Origin of the sequence: Pseudomonas canadensis (assembly GCF_000503215.1) — a bacterium.
In the GTDB taxonomy this organism is placed as follows: domain Bacteria; phylum Pseudomonadota; class Gammaproteobacteria; order Pseudomonadales; family Pseudomonadaceae; genus Aquipseudomonas; species Aquipseudomonas canadensis.
This window is the reverse complement of record NZ_AYTD01000001.1, coordinates 577,227-595,273: the sequence shown is the minus strand read 5'-3', so window position 1 is coordinate 595,273 and position 18,047 is coordinate 577,227. Positions and strand designations below refer to the sequence as shown.

Sequence of the window (18,047 nt, the reverse complement as noted above, 5' to 3'; positions counted from 1 at the left end):
CCACCCGAACCGAGTCCCAGAACCCGGCGGGCCCGAAACGCTGCTGCAGTTGACCATGGAGTGTCCTATGCGCGTGTTGACGCCGTTGTTATTGCTTACTCTCAGTGCCTACGCCCAAGCCGAGACCCTTCCCAGCTTCCTCAACAGCAACGACACCATCCGCAACCTGCCAGTGCCCAACCTTCCCGCCGACGCCTATCGACCGGCCACGCCACAGACCCAGGTGCCCGAAACACCGCCTACTCAGGGCCAGCCGCTGTTGATGGACACCAAGGTCACGATTCGCAAGCTGCAGATCGAGGGTGGCACCATCTACCCGCTCGACGAAACCGCCAAGGCCTACGAACCGTTGTTTGGTCATGAGACCAACCTGGCGCAACTGATCGAAGCCACCCGTGGCGTTACCCGTCGCTACCAGCAGGACGGCTACCTGCTGTCCTACGCATTCCTGCCCCAACAGAGCTTCGAAAATGGCCTGGTGCGCGTGATTCTGGTGGAAGGCTATATCAAGGACTACCAGCAAACTGGCGATATCGGCTCGGTCTCGGCTTACGTCGACAAACTGGCCAATAAACTCCTGACCGAACGCCCTCTGACCCGCAAGACCTTCGAGCGCTATACCACGCTCATGGGCCGTATCCCCGGCGTCACACTGCAAGCGCAAGTACCCGCGCCGGGCACCACCGACGGTGGCACACACATGCAGATCACTGCCAGCCGCAAGCCCTTCACCAGTAGCATGAGCATGACCGATGACAGCCGCGGAGGCCTGCAGGCCCTGCTTACCGGCACCAGCAACTCCCAGACCTCAATGGGCGAGCAACTCAACGTCAGCGGGCTGTTCCCGCCTGGCGAAGATAAAGAGCACTACTACCGTGTGGGCTACAGCCAGTTCATCAATGCCGAAGGCACCCAGCTGGCGCTCGCCGCCGAACGCTACCGCGCCGACCCCAAAACCAACGTGCAACTGGACGGCGGCTTCGAGCTCAAGCCGCACCAGTCCATCGATCGCTATTCCATCGGCCTCAGCCACCCGCTGATAGCCTCACCGAATGAATCGCTGACCCTCGGCACGCGCCTCTACGCAGTGGACCAAACCACAAGCTACAAACTCTTGGGCTACCCCCAGCGTTTCGACGTTGAAACCAACCTGCGCGCCCTGGCCTTCGAGGGTGACTGGCGCAAGTCCGACACCCGCCAACTGCGTATCGTCAGCGCCGGTCTGTACCAGGGCATCAACGGCATGGGCGCCAGAACCCACAGTGATTTCGAAGGGCTCAAGCCCGACCTGGACTTCTTCCGTCTGCGCCTGTCCGGCGTACAAAGCGACAAGTTCTTCGATAATTGGCAAGGCGTCCTGTCCGGAGCCTTTTACTGGAGCAATGACACCCTGCCGGACAGCGAACGCGCCACGTTCGGTGGGCAGAACTTCGGTCGTGGCTACCCTGACGACCAGGGTTCCGGTGACAAGGGCTGGGGGCTGGCGTATGAGGTCAACTACAGCTACAACCGCGCTGGCGACTGGGTGAGGATTCTGCAGCCCTATATTGTGTTCGACCGCGCCAAGACCTGGTTCAACGATCTGCCTGTCAGAAGCAGCGACCTGTCATCGGCTGCACTCGGGCTGCGCTTCGGGGACAACAAGTACTACAACATCGCCCTGGAAGCGGCCAAGCCGATGTCGGATATCGCGCTGGACAGTTTCAACCGGCGGCCACGGTATACGTTGAGCTTCAGTTATCAGCTCTGATCCTACCCTTTAGGCGCTAGTGGGGCGCCTAAAGCCTGGTTTTCGGGAGGGGAAACAGATTGTTCAACGTATCAATCAACCGAACCAGATAGATCGGCTTGCGAAACAGGTCCAGCACTTGCAGGCGCAGCATGTCGCTCACATCGTCCATTTCGGCGTGGCCCGACATCACAATCACCGGCAGGTGTGAGCGTGAGGTGTGTTCGCGCAGGCGCTTGATCAAGGAGATACCGCTTTCCTCGGGCATGCGCAGATCGGTGATGACCAAGGCGATGTCGGGGTGAAGTGTCAATTCTTGCAGGGCGAAGGTGACGGAGGTGGCGGTAAAACAGACAAATCCCTCGTTTTCGAGGGATTCGGCGAGTTCGATCAAGGCGTCCTCTTCATCGTCCACCAATAGAATTTGCTGGCGTGAAGACGCGCTCATGGCATCACCTTCAAGAGGGGATCATCATAACGGCCACCACAACTAAATCATGTTCCGGTCGGCATATTAGTGGTCATATTGGTGAAAATGGTTTTTACCTTAGTTCCAAGCCCCGTCCCGGCACCCACTATAACGAGCGCTACCAACGCTACGACAATGGCGTATTCGATGCCTGAGGCTCCTTCTTTGCGACTGAAGAATAGTTGGGTTTGGACATACAGCTTCAACACCAGGTCAAGGAACATAAGACTTCTCCCTAAAACGCCACTGGAAGCCGGAACGGCTCTAGTACCAGATAATCGCGGCGTGCCATTAGAGCATTGTCAACAAACCCCAGCCTCACAACTGTAATAACGAATTAATCATAAAGTATTAGTCGTAACGTCAGCCCCTATAAACGCGCCGTATAAAGGCAGCGTTTATAAGCTCACATAATTTTTCTCCAGGGTAATGGCATTTCGTCCTAGCTGAGCTACCTTCAAATAGCCAAATCGTTAGATGTTCATCACAGCCAGGTTGCGGATTAACCCATTCGAATTAATCGGGTGTGCAGTGCAACGGGAAAGGGAGAGCCGTCATGAACAGTCGCATCAGCATGGTCCTGGCCGGCTTGTTGCTGATCGGGGCCTTGATCGCCGGGTACTGGGGGCTTGTTTTAAGCCGCGCTCCGGAGCCTGTCGCAGCCCCCGCCGTACCTGTCGTTTCCGTTGATAACACTGTCGCTGCGGTGGAAGACCAGACCCGCCAACCGGTGGTGGTGCTGGCGCATGACGTGCCCGCTTTTGTGCCACTGACCGACGCCGACCTGATCCTGGAAAAACTGCGCACCGCGCCCGCCGGCAGCCTCACCCAGCTCGATCAAGCCATCGGTCGCATCCCCCTGCGGACCTTGGGCGCAGGCACTTGGCTCACCGAAGAAAGCTTCAGCGCCGGCGGCCCGCTCGCCCGCATGATTCGCCCGAATGAGCGCGCCCTGGCCGTGGCCGTGGATGAGGTGAGCGGCGCTGGGGGCCAACTGACGCCAGGCGATTACGTGGATGTGCTGCTGTTCCTGCGCCAGGATGTCGGTAACGTCGAGCAGTCGGCGCAGATCGTCCTTCCGGCCATGCGCCTGCTCAGCGTCGGTGACCAGTTGGGCCTGGCCAACGATGGCAAACCCGCTGTGCCACCCCCGGTCACGCCTGAAGAACGCGCCCAAGCCGCCCAACGTCGATACGGCGCACGCACCGTGGTGCTGGCCGTGCCGGAGCCACTGCTAAGCCGACTGATGCTCGCGGCGCAAGCCGGCGTGTTGCGCCTGGCGGTACGTAGCGCCGATGAACAACTGCTCAGTCGCTATTGGGCTGGCGAAAGCGACGCATCAGAGAGACTGGAAAGCGCCAACCGCAACCTCTACCAATTCACCCAACTGGCCTTGACCGGCCCGCCCAAACGCGTCGTCCAAGCCAGCACCGCTGGGCCTGGCGTACGCCGTGGCATTGAAGTGATTCGCGGTGCCCAAGCGGCACCACAAACTCCGTGATCGAGCAAGGATGCCTTGAATGAGCCATCGCTACGCACCCCTGTTCACGCACATGGCCTGGGCCCTGATGCTGTCGAGCCTGCCGGTCGGCATGGCTTTGGCAGCGCCGGGCAACTGCGGTGCCCTGGGTCAGTTACCCGCCGTGGTCGAGGTGGGAGAAGGCCTGCAACAAGAGCTGCAATCACCGGTGGCCATTACGCGCCTGGCCATCGGCGACCCGAAAATCGCCGATGTGCGGGTCAACGGTGACCGGAACTTTCTGCTGACCGGTGTCTCGTCCGGCGCTACCAGCCTGATGGTATGGACCGCCTGTGCCAGCGCGCCGCGCCAAAGCATGGTGTTCGTCAAGGGCAAGGCCACGTCGGCGCTGACCAGCGTGTCGCTGCCGCCGTCGGAAGACCCGTTGTTGCCCAGCCAGGTGCAGACCGATATCCGCTTTGTCGAGGTCAGCCGTACCAAGCTCAAGGAAGCCAGCACCCGGCTGCTGGGCACGGGTGCAAACTTTTTCCTCGGCAGTCCCAACCTGCTGTCCCCTTCGGAAGGCGTGTTCAAATTGCCGGTCAACACACAAAGCTTCAACGTCGGTTTTGGCGGTGGGCGGGTTTCGGCCATGATCAACGCGTTGGAACGCAGCGGCTTTGCCTACACCCTGGCGCGTCCCAGCTTGGTGGCCATGAGCGGCCAGAGCGCCTCCTTCCTGGCGGGCGGCGAGGTGCCAATCCCGGTGCCCAGCGCGGGCAGCGACACGATTTCCATCGAATACAAGGAGTTCGGCATCCGCCTGACCCTGACCCCCACGGTGATTGACCGCAATCGCATTTCGCTCAAGGTGGCACCAGAAGTCAGCGAACTGGACTACAGCAACGCGGTGCAGATCGAAGGCATTCAGGTGCCGGCGTTGACCGTCCGCCGTACCGACACCAGCGTGTCCTTGGCCGATGGCGAAAGCTTTGTGATCAGCGGTCTGATCAGCAGCAACAACCGATCCACCATCAGCAAGTTTCCGGGGCTGGGCGACATCCCGATCCTCGGGGCGTTTTTCCGCGACTCCAATATCAGCCGCGAAGAAAAAGAGTTGCTCATGATCGTCACGCCGCATCTGGTGCAACCGTTGGCGGCCAACGCCCAACTGCCCTCCTTGCCCGGCGAGAAACTACGCAGCTACGACCCAAACTGGTACCGGCTGTTCTTCCTGGAAAACGGCAACTTTGACCGTCGCAGTGGACTTTCCCAATGAGCGATAGCCTGAGCCAGACCTTTCTCGCCATCACCCGCAACACCACTGACCTGGAGTGGCTGCAGGGCGCCCTGGCGCCGCTTGGCCAAGTCGTCAGCGCCGGCACCGGCAGCCTGGACGAACTGCTGGCGCTGGTGGATGTGACCTTCGCCAACCTGGTGTTCGTCGGCCTGGACCGCGAAAACGTCGTGGCCCAGAGCGCATTGATCGAAGGCGCCCTGGAAGCCAAGCCGATGCTCGCCGTCGTCGCCCTGGGCGATGGCATGGACAACCAGCTTGTGCTGAACGCCATGCGGGCCGGCGCCCGCGACTTCGTGGCCTACGGCTCGCGCTCCAGTGAAGTGGCGGGCCTGGTGCGACGCTTGAGCAAGCGCCTGCCCACCGTCACCAACAATGCACAACTGGGTGGCCTGACCGTGCTCTTTGGCACCCAGAGCAATGCCGATGGGGCGATGCTGGCCACCCACCTGGCGCTGGTCGTGCAGAAAAGCGGCCAGCAAACCTTGTTGCTCGACCTGGGCCTGCCGCGCAGCGACAGCCTGGCCTTGCTGGGTCTGCAAAGCACCTTCAATTTCGGTGACGCGTTGCGACACTTGCGCCGCCTCGATACCACCCTGATCAACAGCGCCTTTACCCCCGCCCTGGACGGGCTGCGCATCCTGGCCTACGCCACCGGTGACGAACCGCTCAAACTCACCAGTGCCGCCGAGCTGTTCATGTTGCTCAGTGCACTGCGCCAGCACTTCCAGCACATCGTCGTGAACATTACCGGGCAACCCGACAGCGAGGCCCTGCGCACCTTTGTCAGCCACTGCGACAAACTGCTGTGGTGCACCGACCAGAGCGTACTGGACTGTCGCCGCAACCTGGCAATACTCAACCGCTGGCGCGAAAAAGGCATGAAGCTGGATCACGCCAAGCTGGTGGTGGACCGCTACATCAAGGCCTGCGCACCCGACACCGAGGCCCTGGAAAAAAGCTTCGGCCTTGAGTGCATCGCCGTACTCCCGCTGAGCGCCGAGCTGCGCCTGAATGTGAAAAACCAAGGCCAGACCCTGTTTGCCCTGGCCCCCCGTGAACCTTTGACCCAAGCCGTGCGCACCTTGGGCGAGCGCCTGGCAAAACGCTCCGAGGGCCTGGCGAAGCCGTCGATGCGCTGGTTTGAACGCTTCCTGGGGTCAGGACGATGAACGGCGAAAAACTGTTTGGCGGCCCAGCCCGCGCCGCTGGCGGCAACAGCGATCACGATGGCCTGAAGCTGGTGCTGCACCGCTACATCATCGACGCCATCGAGGAGTCGGGTAAAAACCTGCTCGAAGGCACACGCCAGTCCCTGGCGCAATTTGTCATCGACAAGGTTTCCGAATACATCACGCGCATGCGCCTGGCGATCTCGCGTTATGAGATAGAGCGCCTGGCCGAAGAGATCGTCGACGAACTCACCGGTTTCGGCCCGCTGGAAGTGCTGCTGCGTGACCCTGCGGTGACAGAAATCCTGGTCAACGGGCCGCACCGTGTATTTATCGAACGCGATGGTTTGCTGCACCAGAGTGACCTGCGTTTCATCGACGACCACCATGTGGAGCGCGTGATGCAACGCATCCTCGCGCCATTGGGCCGGCGCCTGGATGAATCCTCGCCGATGGTGGATGCGCGCTTGCCCGACGGCAGCCGGGTCAACGCAATCATCCCGCCGATTGCCCTGGACGGGCCGTGCCTGTCGATTCGGAAATTCCGCAAGGACATGCTCAAGAGCAGCGACTTGGTTGCCATGCAAACCATTGATCAAAGCATCTTCGAGTTCTTCCAGGAGGCCGTGGGCAAGCGCTGCAACATCTTGATCAGCGGCGGCACCGGCACCGGCAAGACCACGCTGCTGAACATCCTCAGCCAGTTGATCAACCCCCATGAGCGCCTGGTGACCATCGAAGACGTCGCTGAACTGCAACTAGGCCACCCCCATGTGGTTCGCCTGGAAACCCGCCCGCCCAACGCCGAAGGCCATGGCGAAGTACGCTCCAGCGACCTGATCCGCAACGCCCTGCGGATGCGCCCGGACCGCATCATCCTCGGCGAAATCCGTGGCGTGGAAGTGCTCGACGTGATGACCGCCATGAACACCGGCCACGACGGTTCCATGAGCACCGTGCATGCCAACAATGCCCAGGATGCGTTGCTGCGCCTGGAAACCCTGGTGGGTCTGACCGGCCGTGTGGTCGCGGAAAAAACCCTGCGCCAGATGATCTGCGCCGCGCTGGACGTGATTATCCAACTGACACGCATGCCCGATGGACGCCGCTGTGTGAGTGAAGTGGTGGAAGTGGTCGGCGTGCGCGAAGACGTGTATGTCACCAACACCCTGTTCCGCCTGGACCGGCGCACCGGCTTCGGTTTCCTGCGCGAAGCCATCAACCCGGCCGGCGACAAACTGCGCCGCGAATCGGCCTTGCAATCCTAGGGAGCGCCAGATGATCGGACCTGTGTTGCTCCTTATCTGCCTGCTGCTGATCGGCCTGTCGTTCTGGCAATTTCAGCACGGCCTGCGCAAGGCCCAGACGGACCGCGTGCTCGAACGTCTCGGCGACGGTCAGCCCGAAGTACAGGACACCGACACGCGTTGGACGGGCCTTGAGCGGATGTTTCAACGTGCCGGGCTGGGCAAACCCACGGACCGCCTTGGCCTATGGCTGAGCGCCTGGGTGATCGGCGTACTGTTGGGCTGGCTGTTCGCCGACGGGTTGGGCCTGATCACAATGATCGTCGGACCGCCTTTGTTTCTGCGGGTGTACATCAGTTGGTGTTATCAACGCCGCGTGCAACGTATGGTCGAGCAACTACCCCAATTGCTCGACCACAGCGTGCGCAGCCTCAAATCCGGCAGAACCTTGGCCGACGCAGTACTGGGCGGTGTCGAGAGCACTGAAGATCCGCTCAAGGAAGCCATGGGCCGCGTTCAACGCAATGTGCGCATGGGCGTCAGCCTGCCGGACTCGGTCAGCGACTTTGCCGAGTTCTATGAACAGGATGAATTCCGCCTGTTCGCCCTGGGCCTGAAGGTCAATCACCGCTACGGCGGCAATGCCAGTGAGCTGCTGGAAAACCTGATCAAGATGATCCGCGAACGGGAACAGGGCGCCCGTCAACTCAAGGCCATGACGGGTGAAACCCGCATGACCGCGTATGTGCTGGGCGGGCTGCCGATACTGATCGTGGGGTATTTCATCCTGGTCAATCCCGATTACCTGATGAACATGTGGAACGACGATACGGGACGCATCATGCTGTTCAGCGCGCTGGTCATGGACATCAGCGGCACCTTGCTCATGTGGCGCATGCTGAGGAGTGTCTGAGATGGCGCTGCTGGCCTGTGTCTTGTTGTTGCTCGCCGCCTTGGTATTGTTCGGCGGCCAATTGCTCGAGAATCGCCGACGTGACCGCCGGGTGGCTGAGCGCCTGCAAGGGCGTATGGGCGGCGATGCCAAGCTCGGCACGTTCATGCGTCAACTCGGCGCCAGCACCCTGGCCCAGCGTTCGGTCAGCCTGGACAACGAGACCCAGATACTGCTCAACCGCATTGGTTGGCGCAAGGCCAGCCAACGTTCGCTGTTTGCGGCCTTTCAGATCGGCTTGCCCATCGTGTTCCTGGGCCTAACCGTCATCGGCCAGCAGGTTTTTTTCCCTGAAATGGACCCCGCGTGGATTGCGCCCCTGTTTGGCCTGGGCATTGGCTACCTACTGCCCAAACGCGTGCTCGCCGCCGCCGCCAAACATCGTCAGCAAACTATCGCCAAGGAAATCTCGACCTTCATTCCGCTGCTGCGCATCCTGTTCGAATCGGGGATGGCGGTTGAACAGTCACTGCGCGTCCTGGGCACCGAAGCCCAGCGCTTGCTGCCCGCGCTGACGCATGAGCTGCGCCTGATTCTGGCGCGGGTCGATTCCGGCCTGGAACTGGGCGAAGAACTGGGCAAGACCGCGCGTTTGCTGGAAGTCGATGAGTTCACCGACACCTGCATCATCCTTCAACAATTGATCCATCAGGGCGGCGGCGCGATGAAGTCCTTGCTGGCCCTCAAGCAACTGCTCGACGACCGACGCCTGACCCGCCTGCAGGAATACATTTCAAAGATGTCAGCAAAAATGTCGGTGGTGATGATGGTGTTTCTGTTCCCCGCTTTGCTGATCGTGCTCGGCGGCCCGGCCTTTATCGGCATCGCACGGGCGATGGCCAACTTTTGAGGAGACCTTGATGAGAGTAATGATTGCCGGCTTGGCCATGCTGATGCTCGGCGGCTGCGCCACCAATGGCCAATCACCCTGGGCAGCGTTGACCTCACCGGGCAGTTGCGCCAAGCCAAGCTCGGAACAGGAACTGGCGCTCAACCTGTCTGATGATTTGGCCAACGAAGGCAAGCTGCACGCCAGCCTGGCCAACCTGCAAAGCCTGCCCGAAGCCTTGCCCCAAGTGCGCCAGCGCAAGGCCCGCACTTACCGCCTGCTCGGGCGCAGCGAAGCTGAACCGTTGTACCGCAGCCTGCTCGGCACCTGCATGACCGCCGAAGGCGAGCACGGCCTGGGGCAATTGGCGGCCGCGAAGGGCAACAGCGCCCTGGCCATGGCCCACCTGCAGCGGGCGGCGCAGCTGGCGCCCACTGATGAGAAAATCCGCAATGACTTGGGCGTGGTTTACCTCAACCAATTGCGCGTGGAAGAAGCCCGCTTTGAATTCATGACGGCCATCGAACTCAAGCAGGGCGACCCGTTGGCCGCCGTCAATCTGGTCACGCTGTTGATCTACCAGGACGACTGGGGGCAAGCGGCCAAGGTCGTCAGTCAGTTGGGCCTGAGCCGCGAGCAAGTCTCCGATGCCCAGGCCCGCGCAGAAAAACTCAAGGGCGCCCGGACGGCGGCGCGCAAAGTCGCGACAGTGCGCGATGCCCTGCCGGTGAGCCTCAAGTAAGGAGTGATCGATGAAAGCACATTACCTGATCGGCCTGGTGCTGTTACCGCTGGGCGCCATGGCCATCGAACCCGGCCCGTCGTCCCCGCAGCAGGCGGAAACGGAAAACTGGATGGTCTTGCAGATCAACGGGCGAGCCGCTTCGCCGACGCCACAAAGGGCCACGCCCGCGGAACGGGAGCAGGCCTCGCAGCGTTGGCTGGACACTTACAAATATCCGATTCCAGAGTTTTTCGAAACGGGCACCAGTGGGGACTCTAAAGGCGGCCAGAGTCAATGAGGTCCTGGCGCTTCAGTGCGCCGTCACTCGCTGGCGCATCGCCGAGTTGCTCGGCGACAAGGCCAGTGCCAGTTGGGTACGGTTATGCATATGGGTCAGGCGCAGTACTTGGGACACGTACAGCTTGACCGTGTTCTCGGTGATCCCCAGTTCGCAGGCGATCTGGTAGTTGGTCTGGCCCTTGCCCACCAGGCGTGCAACGTCCAACTGGCGCGGTGACAGCTGATTGAAGATGGTCGGAATTTCCACCGGCCCGGCTTCATCGGCGACCAGATCGGCCTCATCCGCCACGCCGGCACCTGGGCTGCGGCGCACTTTGTCGAGGTCCTGGTACAGGTCGTTGATGGATTCGGAAAGGTATTGCAGCTTCTGGTTCAGGTGCCCCAGTTGCAGCTCCTTGCGCCGGTCTTCCAGCGCCGCTTCCTGGCGCTGGAGGCCTTCAAGCAATTCGTCGAGACTGATCGGCTTCTGGTAGTAGTCCGAGATCCCGGCACGCAGGGCCTTGATCACGTCCTGTTTATCGGCGCGGCCAGTGAGCATGATCGCCTCGAATGCCCGCGCCTTGCCTGCCACCTTTTGCATGGCCTTTACAAGCTCGATGCCGTCCATGTCCGGCATGTGCAGGTCGCACAGCACCAAGCCGATCTCGGCGTCTTCGCTGAAGCGCTGCAAGGCGTGTCGGCTGGACTCACAAGGGACGCAGCGATAACCACTGCCTTCAAGAAATTCGCAGAGCTCTTCCACGATCAATGGCTGATCGTCGACCACGAGCACTTTTACCGCCGAGGTAAGCTTGTTCACGCGTTACTCCATGCCTGGCCAGCCAAAAGATTGACCTATCCTTTTTGACGAAGAATCCTACACATCTACTCAATAAACGTAGACCTACTTTCCGACTATGTACATAGCGATAGAGGCCTTGTGCGACTAATGGATCCAAAGCCAGTACAGCACAAATCCTGTCAATACAAAGGGGGCAAAAGGCTGCTTTGTTGACACGCCCGGTGAAGGTACCTCTCGGTGCGCGCTAAACCTTTGATGGATAAGCACCCAGGCGCCCTGGAACACGGCGGCACCGATCAACGACCATAACAAAGCATCCAGATTGCTCGCCAGGGCCAGCGCGGCCAACAGCTTCACATCCCCCGCGCCAAAGCGGCCCAGTGCATAGCCCGGCAAGGTCAGCAGCAGGGCCACGGCAAAGGCCCAGCCTCCGTCGCCAGCGGGTGCCCCCAGCCAGGTCGTGCCCCTCCACAACAGGTAAATCAACGCCAACAGCGCCACTCCAAGGGTCAAGCTGTTGGCGATTTGCCGTTGACGCATGTCCTGCAACGCACAGAGCCCCAGCCAGAGCAGTATCACCGCGCTATGAATCACGTAAAAAACATCCCTTTTCGCTGATTGATTCTATGCTGATATCAAGTAGTAGCCGTCAGGGTAGACGCAGTCATGAAAACAGGCCTCCCTAGAAAGCAAAAAGGTGCAGCGGCGATTGAGTTCGCCCTGGTCTTCGGGATCTTTTTTGCGGTGTTCTATGGGTTGATCAGCTATAGCCTGCCGTTGCTGATGTTGCAGTCGTTCAACCAGGCGGCGGCTGAGGGCGTGCGCCAGGCCATGTCGGTGGACCCGGTAGCTGCCGGTTCCGCTTATACCAACCAGGTGACCACCCTCGCCAAAACCACCGCCTTAAAACAGTTGCAATGGATCCCGACCAGCTTCCAGTTTACCGATGACCTGGTCACCGCCACCTACGCCGGCACCGGCACCACGCTGAAAGTCACGATCAAATACCCCTCCAGCCGCCTCTATTCGGTGTTCCCGGCGCTGGTGTTGCCGGTCATTGGCACCGTGCCGAATCTGCCGGCGAACCTGTTGGTCAGTTCGAGTCTGCAGCTTTGACCTCGGGGGACAAGCTCTTCGGGCGACTGCTCGGCCGCAGCAGCGCGCTCACACTCGACATGCCCGGCGCCCCCACGCCAGGGCTGCACCTGCAACTGGACGCGCTGGGCCACGTGCTGGGCATCAACGGCACCCTGCGCTCACTGCTCGCGCCGCATGAAGCCCGACCTCTGCTGCGCGAGCTGTTATGTGCCAGCAGCGCCTTGAGCATCGAAGGCCCCCCCGCCGACTGGCAACGCCAGAGCCTGGACCTGGACTTTCAAGGCGCCGCCGGCCAGATCCTGCACACCCGTGGCTGGGTCGAACCCGAGGGTGATGGCTGGTGCTTGCGCCTGCAGGACGTCAGCGACTTGCTGGCCAGCCGGCAACTGGCCCAGCACCGCGAACAGAACCATCAACTCGCCTGCCAGATGAGCGAACAACTGCGGGTATGCAGCCTGACCCGCCTGCCCGAGGTGTTCAACGAACACCTGCGCAGCCTGGCCCAGCGCTGGCGGATCCCCTGCGTGGCCATGGCCTTGCTCGATGAAGAAGACCAGGGCTGGCGGATCTACAGCCACTACGCCGCCCACGATGCGCCCACCTTGTGGCAGACCGGCCAGTCCTTGGGCATCAGCCTGGACAGTGCCAATGGCAATACGCCGTTGAGCCTGGCCCAGGAGCGCAGTGACAACCCGCGGCTGCAGAGTATTTTCGGGAATGCCGATGGATTCCTGGTGCCTTATCGTGACAGCCAGGGCGTCGCCGCGTGGTTGCTCTGCGGGTTCTACAGCGGCCAGCAACACACTAGCGAACGGGACTGGTTGAACCTCACCGCCGCCCTCGCCGCCCCGCTGCTGAGTCGCCTGCGCGAGCAACGCAACCACCAACAGCTTGACCGCATGGAAGCCCTGCAAGGCCTGCTAGGCACCGGCTGGTGGGAACTGCTGCCGGCCACTCAGGAGATCCAGTTGGCCCCGCAGTTGCTGCACAATCTCAGCCTGGAAGACGGCCCGACCCGCCAGCCGCTGGACCAGTGGCTTGAACTGATCCATCCCGCCGACCGCCAGGCGCTCAACAGCCGCCTGCACGACCTGCAAGCCTTGGGCAAACCCTTGCTGACCAGCGTGCGCCTGCAGCGTACCGACGCCGAGCACAACCCCCTGTGGTATCGCGTCCAGGGCCAGGTGTTGGGCGTGGGTGACAACCGGCGCTGGATCGGCTTCATGCTCGACATCAGCGACATCAAGAACCAGCAACTGCAAGCCGACGCCGCCCATGCGCGCCTGGACAACCTGATCGCCAGCTCGCCGGCGGTGATCTACGTGCAACGTTATGTCAGCGGCGCCCTGCTCCCGGCGTTCTTCAGCGACAGCTTGCTGCCGCTGCTGGGTTGGACCCTGGCCGACTGCACCCCTGACAACCTGGCATCACTGATCCACCCCGAAGACCGCGAGCTGTACTTCGAGCGCAGCCGCCAACTCCTGCGCGAAGGCAGCGTACGCAGCCGCTACCGTCTGCGTGATAAACAAGACCATTACCATTGGCTGCTGGACGAAGCCAAGCTGTTGCGCGACGACCTCGGCCTGCCGGTCGAAGCCGTCGGTTTATGGCTGGATGTGACCGAGGCGACCCTGGCGGCCGAGCAGATCAAACAGAGCGAAGAACGCTACCGCATCCTGGTCGAGGACTCTCCGGCGATGATCTGTCGCTATCGCCCTGACCTGACCCTGACCTTCGGCAATACACCGCTGGCCAACTACCTGGAATGCCTGCCGGCGCAATTACCGGGGCTGAACCTGGGGCACTGGCTGTCGGACGAACAACGCCAGGCCTTTGTACAGCGCATCGAACAACTGACCCCGGAATTCCCGGTCAGCACCGCCGAGATCAGCCTGGAATTGCCCGGCCGCGAACATGCCTGGTGGGTGTGGTCGGACCGTGGCGTGTTCGACGAACAGGGCACACTGGTGGAGGTGCAAGCGGTGGGCCGCGACAACACCGAAGTGCGCCGCTCCCAGCAGCAACTGACCCAAAGCGCCAAGATGGCCACCCTTGGCGAAATGGCCACCGGCCTGGCCCATGAGATCAACCAGCCGCTGAACGTGATGCGCATGGCCATCGTCAATGTGCTCAAGCGCCTGAGCAACGGCGATGCGCAAGTCGACTACCTCACCGAAAAGCTCCAGCGCATCGACACCCAGGTCCAGCGCGCGGCGCGGGTGGTGGACCACATGCGCGTGTTCGGCCGCCGCTCGGAAATCGAACAACAGCCCTTCGACCCGTCGCAGGCAGTGGAAGGCACCTTGTCGCTGCTCGGTGAAGGCCTGCGCGGCAAGGGCGTGGAGCTGCGCATCACACCTGCGGACTTCAAGGTGCAGGTCAAAGGGCATGTCGACCAGCTTGAGCAAGTGCTGATCAACCTGATGGTCAACGCCCGTGATGCGCTGTTGAGCAAGCGCGAAAAGGATCCCGGGTTCCGCCCGTGGATCGCCCTGCACTGCGAGCATGACAGCCGGCATGTGCGCATCTGGGTTGAAGATAACGGTGGCGGCATTGACCCACGGTTGCTGGAGCGGATTTTCGAGCCGTTTTTCACCACCAAGCCCATCGGCGTGGGCACGGGGTTGGGCTTGTCGGTGAGCTATGGGATCGTCGAAAACATGGGCGGACGCCTCAGCGTCGCCAATGGCGAGCACGGCGCGAGGTTTTGTGTGGAGTTGCCGGTGGGTTAGATCACCAGATAGGCGCGACCCATGTGGCAACTGAGATTGGCGCCGACTTCGGCGTTGCCCAGGCTGATGCCCAACGCCGAGAGCAGTGTGTTGACGATGGGATCGAGTATCGGCGACAGGACGTTTTGGACAAGGCCCACCACCGAACTGGTGATGGTCGCCAGCGCGCTGGTAACGGTGCCATTCGCCGGGTTGGGTGTACTGCCGCTGGGCGGCACGTAGGTGACCTGCAGACCGTTCAGGGTATTGCCCAGGCTAAACAGGATATCGGCAGTGCCGGGTGGTTTTTTGTAGATCGTTGCCGCGTTGATGTCATTCACCGGATTAAACACCAACGTATTGGTTTGCGCGCCTATGGTGGACAACGCTCTCAGATTCAGGCCGCCGCCAACGCCGGGTGTGCGCGGACCACACACCAACGTCAGCAGGCAAAAGCGTTGGCCAAAGTCGATCAGCCTCACCGGCTGCACATTCACTGGCGCAGACGATGAAAATGCCGACACCGGATCAACATAACCCACGCCCAAGGTGGCGAGTGAAGTGGTGGCCTGCACCGTCAACGACTTGGTGGCCGGCGTGGCGCAACTGAAGTCTGTGACGTGGCTCTCTGCACTGGCCGCCTCGATATAGATGGACAAGGTCTGGGTGATATCCACGTCAGCGACATTACACCCCACTAAGCACACGACACCGGCCACCACATCCAGAAGATTCAAGTTCAATAAACCACCGACCACCTTGGATACCGGCGTCGCAAGCCCGCTCAGAATCGATGAAACCCCCGACACCACCTTGATGATCGGCGCATCAATCGTGACCAAGGTGCGTACCTGGGCGGTTCGAACAAAAATCTGATCCGTCGGCGGATTATTCAACAGCCCCGCCTTGGCCTTTAGTGGATTGCCAATCGCCGACAATTGCGGGGGTTCAATGACTTTGGTCTGGATCGAGACAGTGCCTACCAGCGGAATATTCACCTGGGCTGCCGCACTGACCGCACTTTTGCTGCTGGAGAGCTGCGCCACGGTCTCCAGCAACTGAAACAACTGCACACTGGTATTCAAGGCCGCCGCCGGCGTTCCGGTGGCGACTTTCAGCAAGTCTCCAACCGTCAAGAGCTGGGTATTCGGCGCGATGGCTTTCACGCTAATCAGATCGTTGATGACCGCCGTGGCGACCGCGCCGTTTTTTTGCAGGACCTTCACGGCGGCGTCGAGCAACTGGCTGGCGGAAACGGCGGTACTCAGCAGTGCGTCGTAGTCACCCGCCTTCACGTTCAACTGAATCGCCAACTGATCCAGATAACTGAGCAGGTTCACGTTCGTCGTCAGCAAGCCATTCCAGCCTGCGGCCGTCAGGGACAGGCTGCCGCCCAATAGATTGCCGACAACCATGTTCAGCAACGGGGAATTGGCCGAATTCACGGAGGCCAGGCCGCTGCGAATGGTCAGTTGCGCTACCGGGGGCGCAGCCGCAGCCACGGCGGTGGCACTCAATATCGTCTGGGCGGCAACCGGTGCACCGCTGAACATGTTCCAGATGCCGTTGGCGAGACTGGTCATCACACTGCGCGTTGCGACCACGCGCACGGCGTCGTTCTTGGTCGCGTCGGCGACGAACACACGGATATTGCTGGCATTGGTGGGCAAGGTGCCGCAGGTCACGGCCAGGCCCCGGCTGTTGTCGCCGGCGACCACGGTAAAGCCGTTGCGCGCGGCGTTTTCCTTGGCGTAGTCATTGGCCGTGGAAGTGGGCGTGCACTGGCCGCCACGACCGGCGGCTTCCAACGCCGCTGTGTCGGCGATGGACTGCAACCTGCGCTTTTCCAGGTACAGGCGACCGCTGTCCAGCGCCAACAGCATGAACACCATGGCCACCGCCAAGGTGCCTGCCGCCATCAAGCCAATCGCACCACGCTGCCGGGAACCAAGTCGGGGAGACATCAGGCACTCCTTAGCGCTTACTCTCCGTAATTGAATTGGAGTGTAGACAAGGCTTCAGGTGTGCGCTGGCCAGTCGCCACATTGACGACTGGCGGAAGGTATTTCTAGTGTGGAGGGTAGCTGGAGAGGACGCGGGTGACGGTGGTGCGGATGGCTTTGTCACGGTCCTGGGGGTTGGGCGAAGTGGCCATCATCTGTTCGTCGCTGCCGCGCCACACCAATTTGCCGTCCTTGCCGTCGAGCAGGTCGATCTGGATGGTGGCGACTTTGTAGGTGATGTTGCGCGTCTCGTTGTACATCGGCGCGCCCCAATAGCCGTTCCATGGGCCGCCCCAGGCGCCGCCGTAGTTGGTGGTGACTTGCTGCTGGCGGTCCTCCACGATCAGGTAGGCCTGCACGTTCAGGTCAGCCTTGCTGCCCGGCGCCGCTGGGCGCAGGCCGCGCTGGTCGAGTTGTTCACCCACGGCCTGGCGGATGCGCTGTTCGGTCAGGTCGCTCTTGATGCGCGGATCATCCGGACGATATTGCAACGCCGGGTCTTTCCAGGCCCAACTGCGGTAGGCACCAAAATCCCGGCTGGCGTCGAAATCGTGGTTGACCTGGCTGGTCTGGCAACCGCCCAGCAGCACTACAAGAGCAAGCGTAGCGATACGACGAAACATGGTTTTTCTCCAAAGAGCGACCGCGCTAAAGATGAGAATAGCTGTTAACTGGGAGGATACGCCGTCATTGCCTTTTGCACCGCCTGGCGCAAGGCATCTCCCCGCTCACTGAGGCTTCCCTGGCTGCCGGTTTCCGCACTGGCACTCCACACCGGCTGGCCGGTGCGGGCATCGAACAGATTGACGCGAACCACCACGACCTGCACTTCATAGGTGCGCACGATCGGCACCGAGTTGTACATGCCGTAACCATTGCCATAGCGGTTGTAGCCGCCATAACCGTAGCCGTAGTCATCCTGGACCTGCTTGAGGCGCTTCTCCAGGCGCACATCGGCGCTGACAAAAAGGTCTGCCGGGCGATTGTCATGCAACGGGCGCAGCCCGCGTTGATCAAGGGCACCGCTGACCGCTTCGGCAATCTGCGCCGAATCCGCCCAGGCCGTGCCCGCCGGCAACTGGCCGTTGCGCCAGGCCCAATTGCGGTAGGCGCCGTAGTCGCGCACGGGCGCCGGGTAGGCGCTGGCATCAAAGGTGTTGGCCGCCTGGGGCGGCGCCGGAGGAATCGGCGCCGAAGCGGCAACATAGGGGTTTGGGCTGGAACACGCGCCCAAACCCAGGGACAACAGGATCAAACAGAGACGACGCATTTCGAC

At 61.3% G+C, this 18,047-nt stretch carries 18 protein-coding genes; 11 read left to right on the top strand and 7 right to left on the bottom strand.

Annotation, left to right across the window (positions count from 1 at the left end):
- The first annotated feature begins 67 nt into the window (after positions 1 to 67).
- Positions 68 to 1,750, top strand: coding sequence for a ShlB/FhaC/HecB family hemolysin secretion/activation protein (locus U367_RS0102560; protein ID WP_028615601.1), 1,683 nt, complete (start codon positions 68 to 70; stop codon positions 1,748 to 1,750).
- Between the two features lie 28 nt (positions 1,751 to 1,778).
- On the opposite strand, the gene U367_RS0102555 is transcribed toward U367_RS0102560, so the two are convergent.
- Positions 1,779 to 2,177 carry a response regulator gene (locus U367_RS0102555; protein ID WP_016977027.1) on the bottom strand — a complete coding sequence of 133 codons (399 nt, stop codon included), beginning with the start codon at positions 2,175 to 2,177 and terminating at the stop codon, positions 1,779 to 1,781.
- Between the two features lie 47 nt (positions 2,178 to 2,224).
- Positions 2,225 to 2,422: a Flp family type IVb pilin gene (locus U367_RS0102550; RefSeq protein ID WP_016977026.1), complete on the bottom strand. Its 198-nt coding sequence runs from the start codon at positions 2,420 to 2,422 to the stop codon at positions 2,225 to 2,227.
- 332 nt (positions 2,423 to 2,754) lie between these two features.
- Between U367_RS0102550 and cpaB the strand changes: the two genes are divergently transcribed.
- The 8 genes from cpaB to U367_RS0102510 are packed head-to-tail and all read left to right on the top strand — an operon-like array spanning position 2,755 to position 10,176.
- Entirely contained in the window at positions 2,755 to 3,699 is a 945-nt protein-coding gene (gene cpaB, locus U367_RS0102545) for a Flp pilus assembly protein CpaB (protein WP_028615600.1), read from the top strand.
- A 19-nt stretch (positions 3,700 to 3,718) separates the two neighbouring features.
- Entirely contained in the window at positions 3,719 to 4,936 is a 1,218-nt protein-coding gene (locus U367_RS0102540; RefSeq protein ID WP_028615599.1) for a type II and III secretion system protein family protein, read from the top strand.
- Positions 4,933 to 6,126, top strand: coding sequence for a pilus assembly protein (locus U367_RS0102535; protein ID WP_028615598.1), 1,194 nt, complete (start codon positions 4,933 to 4,935; stop codon positions 6,124 to 6,126). Before U367_RS0102540 ends, U367_RS0102535 begins: the two co-directional genes overlap by 4 nt.
- On the top strand, positions 6,123 to 7,394 hold the full coding sequence (locus tag U367_RS0102530; protein ID WP_028615597.1) for a CpaF family protein: 1,272 nt from the start codon (positions 6,123 to 6,125) through the stop codon (positions 7,392 to 7,394). Before U367_RS0102535 ends, U367_RS0102530 begins: the two co-directional genes overlap by 4 nt.
- A gap of 10 nt (positions 7,395 to 7,404) precedes the next feature.
- On the top strand, positions 7,405 to 8,286 hold the full coding sequence (locus U367_RS0102525) for a type II secretion system F family protein (RefSeq protein ID WP_028615596.1): 882 nt from the start codon (positions 7,405 to 7,407) through the stop codon (positions 8,284 to 8,286).
- Between the two features lies 1 nt (position 8,287).
- Positions 8,288 to 9,175, top strand: a complete 888-nt coding sequence (locus U367_RS0102520; RefSeq protein WP_028615595.1) for a type II secretion system F family protein — start codon at positions 8,288 to 8,290, stop codon at positions 9,173 to 9,175.
- A 10-nt stretch (positions 9,176 to 9,185) separates the two neighbouring features.
- Positions 9,186 to 9,896, top strand: coding sequence for a tetratricopeptide repeat protein (locus U367_RS0102515; protein WP_028615594.1), 711 nt, complete (start codon positions 9,186 to 9,188; stop codon positions 9,894 to 9,896).
- Between the two features lie 10 nt (positions 9,897 to 9,906).
- Positions 9,907 to 10,176 carry a DUF3613 domain-containing protein gene (locus U367_RS0102510; RefSeq protein ID WP_028615593.1) on the top strand — a complete coding sequence of 90 codons (270 nt, stop codon included), beginning with the start codon at positions 9,907 to 9,909 and terminating at the stop codon, positions 10,174 to 10,176.
- Between the two features lie 12 nt (positions 10,177 to 10,188).
- On the opposite strand, the gene U367_RS0102505 is transcribed toward U367_RS0102510, so the two are convergent.
- Positions 10,189 to 10,977 carry a response regulator transcription factor gene (locus U367_RS0102505; protein WP_028615592.1) on the bottom strand — a complete coding sequence of 263 codons (789 nt, stop codon included), beginning with the start codon at positions 10,975 to 10,977 and terminating at the stop codon, positions 10,189 to 10,191.
- A gap of 126 nt (positions 10,978 to 11,103) precedes the next feature.
- Complete coding sequence (locus U367_RS0102500) at positions 11,104 to 11,553, bottom strand: prepilin peptidase (protein WP_028615591.1); 450 nt, start codon at positions 11,551 to 11,553, stop codon at positions 11,104 to 11,106.
- 72 nt (positions 11,554 to 11,625) lie between these two features.
- On the opposite strand from U367_RS0102500, the gene U367_RS0102495 reads away from it, so the two are divergent.
- On the top strand, positions 11,626 to 12,075 hold the full coding sequence (locus U367_RS0102495; RefSeq protein WP_028615590.1) for a TadE/TadG family type IV pilus assembly protein: 450 nt from the start codon (positions 11,626 to 11,628) through the stop codon (positions 12,073 to 12,075).
- On the top strand, positions 12,072 to 14,789 hold the full coding sequence (locus tag U367_RS0102490) for a PAS domain-containing sensor histidine kinase (RefSeq protein ID WP_028615589.1): 2,718 nt from the start codon (positions 12,072 to 12,074) through the stop codon (positions 14,787 to 14,789). The genes U367_RS0102495 and U367_RS0102490 overlap by 4 nt, the downstream gene beginning before the upstream one ends.
- Here U367_RS0102490 and U367_RS0102485 read toward each other — a convergent pair.
- The 3 genes from U367_RS0102485 to U367_RS0102475 form a co-directional block, all read right to left on the bottom strand.
- Entirely contained in the window at positions 14,786 to 16,732 is a 1,947-nt protein-coding gene (locus U367_RS0102485; RefSeq protein WP_028615588.1) for a pilus assembly protein TadG-related protein, read from the bottom strand. The two genes, U367_RS0102490 and U367_RS0102485, sit on opposite strands and share 4 nt — an antisense overlap.
- Positions 16,733 to 16,836: 104 nt before the next feature.
- Complete coding sequence (locus tag U367_RS0102480) at positions 16,837 to 17,394, bottom strand: DUF4136 domain-containing protein (RefSeq protein ID WP_028615587.1); 558 nt, start codon at positions 17,392 to 17,394, stop codon at positions 16,837 to 16,839.
- A 44-nt stretch (positions 17,395 to 17,438) separates the two neighbouring features.
- Positions 17,439 to 18,041 (bottom strand): DUF4136 domain-containing protein, encoded by a 603-nt coding sequence (locus tag U367_RS0102475; RefSeq protein ID WP_016977011.1) that lies wholly within the window; start codon positions 18,039 to 18,041, stop codon positions 17,439 to 17,441.
- Positions 18,042 to 18,047: the final 6 nt, after the last annotated feature.

Coding starts and splice junctions, on each gene's coding strand:
- U367_RS0102560 (WP_028615601.1), top strand. CDS start 68: ATGCGCGTGTTGACGCCGTTGTTATTGCTTACTCTCAGTGCCTACGCC.
- U367_RS0102555 (WP_016977027.1), bottom strand. CDS start 2,177: ATGAGCGCGTCTTCACGCCAGCAAATTCTATTGGTGGACGATGAAGAG.
- U367_RS0102550 (WP_016977026.1), bottom strand. CDS start 2,422: ATGTTCCTTGACCTGGTGTTGAAGCTGTATGTCCAAACCCAACTATTC.
- cpaB (WP_028615600.1), top strand. CDS start 2,755: ATGAACAGTCGCATCAGCATGGTCCTGGCCGGCTTGTTGCTGATCGGG.
- U367_RS0102540 (WP_028615599.1), top strand. CDS start 3,719: ATGAGCCATCGCTACGCACCCCTGTTCACGCACATGGCCTGGGCCCTG.
- U367_RS0102535 (WP_028615598.1), top strand. CDS start 4,933: ATGAGCGATAGCCTGAGCCAGACCTTTCTCGCCATCACCCGCAACACC.
- U367_RS0102530 (WP_028615597.1), top strand. CDS start 6,123: ATGAACGGCGAAAAACTGTTTGGCGGCCCAGCCCGCGCCGCTGGCGGC.
- U367_RS0102525 (WP_028615596.1), top strand. CDS start 7,405: ATGATCGGACCTGTGTTGCTCCTTATCTGCCTGCTGCTGATCGGCCTG.
- U367_RS0102520 (WP_028615595.1), top strand. CDS start 8,288: ATGGCGCTGCTGGCCTGTGTCTTGTTGTTGCTCGCCGCCTTGGTATTG.
- U367_RS0102515 (WP_028615594.1), top strand. CDS start 9,186: ATGAGAGTAATGATTGCCGGCTTGGCCATGCTGATGCTCGGCGGCTGC.
- U367_RS0102510 (WP_028615593.1), top strand. CDS start 9,907: ATGAAAGCACATTACCTGATCGGCCTGGTGCTGTTACCGCTGGGCGCC.
- U367_RS0102495 (WP_028615590.1), top strand. CDS start 11,626: ATGAAAACAGGCCTCCCTAGAAAGCAAAAAGGTGCAGCGGCGATTGAG.
- U367_RS0102485 (WP_028615588.1), bottom strand. CDS start 16,732: ATGTCTCCCCGACTTGGTTCCCGGCAGCGTGGTGCGATTGGCTTGATG.
- U367_RS0102480 (WP_028615587.1), bottom strand. CDS start 17,394: ATGTTTCGTCGTATCGCTACGCTTGCTCTTGTAGTGCTGCTGGGCGGT.
- U367_RS0102475 (WP_016977011.1), bottom strand. CDS start 18,041: ATGCGTCGTCTCTGTTTGATCCTGTTGTCCCTGGGTTTGGGCGCGTGT.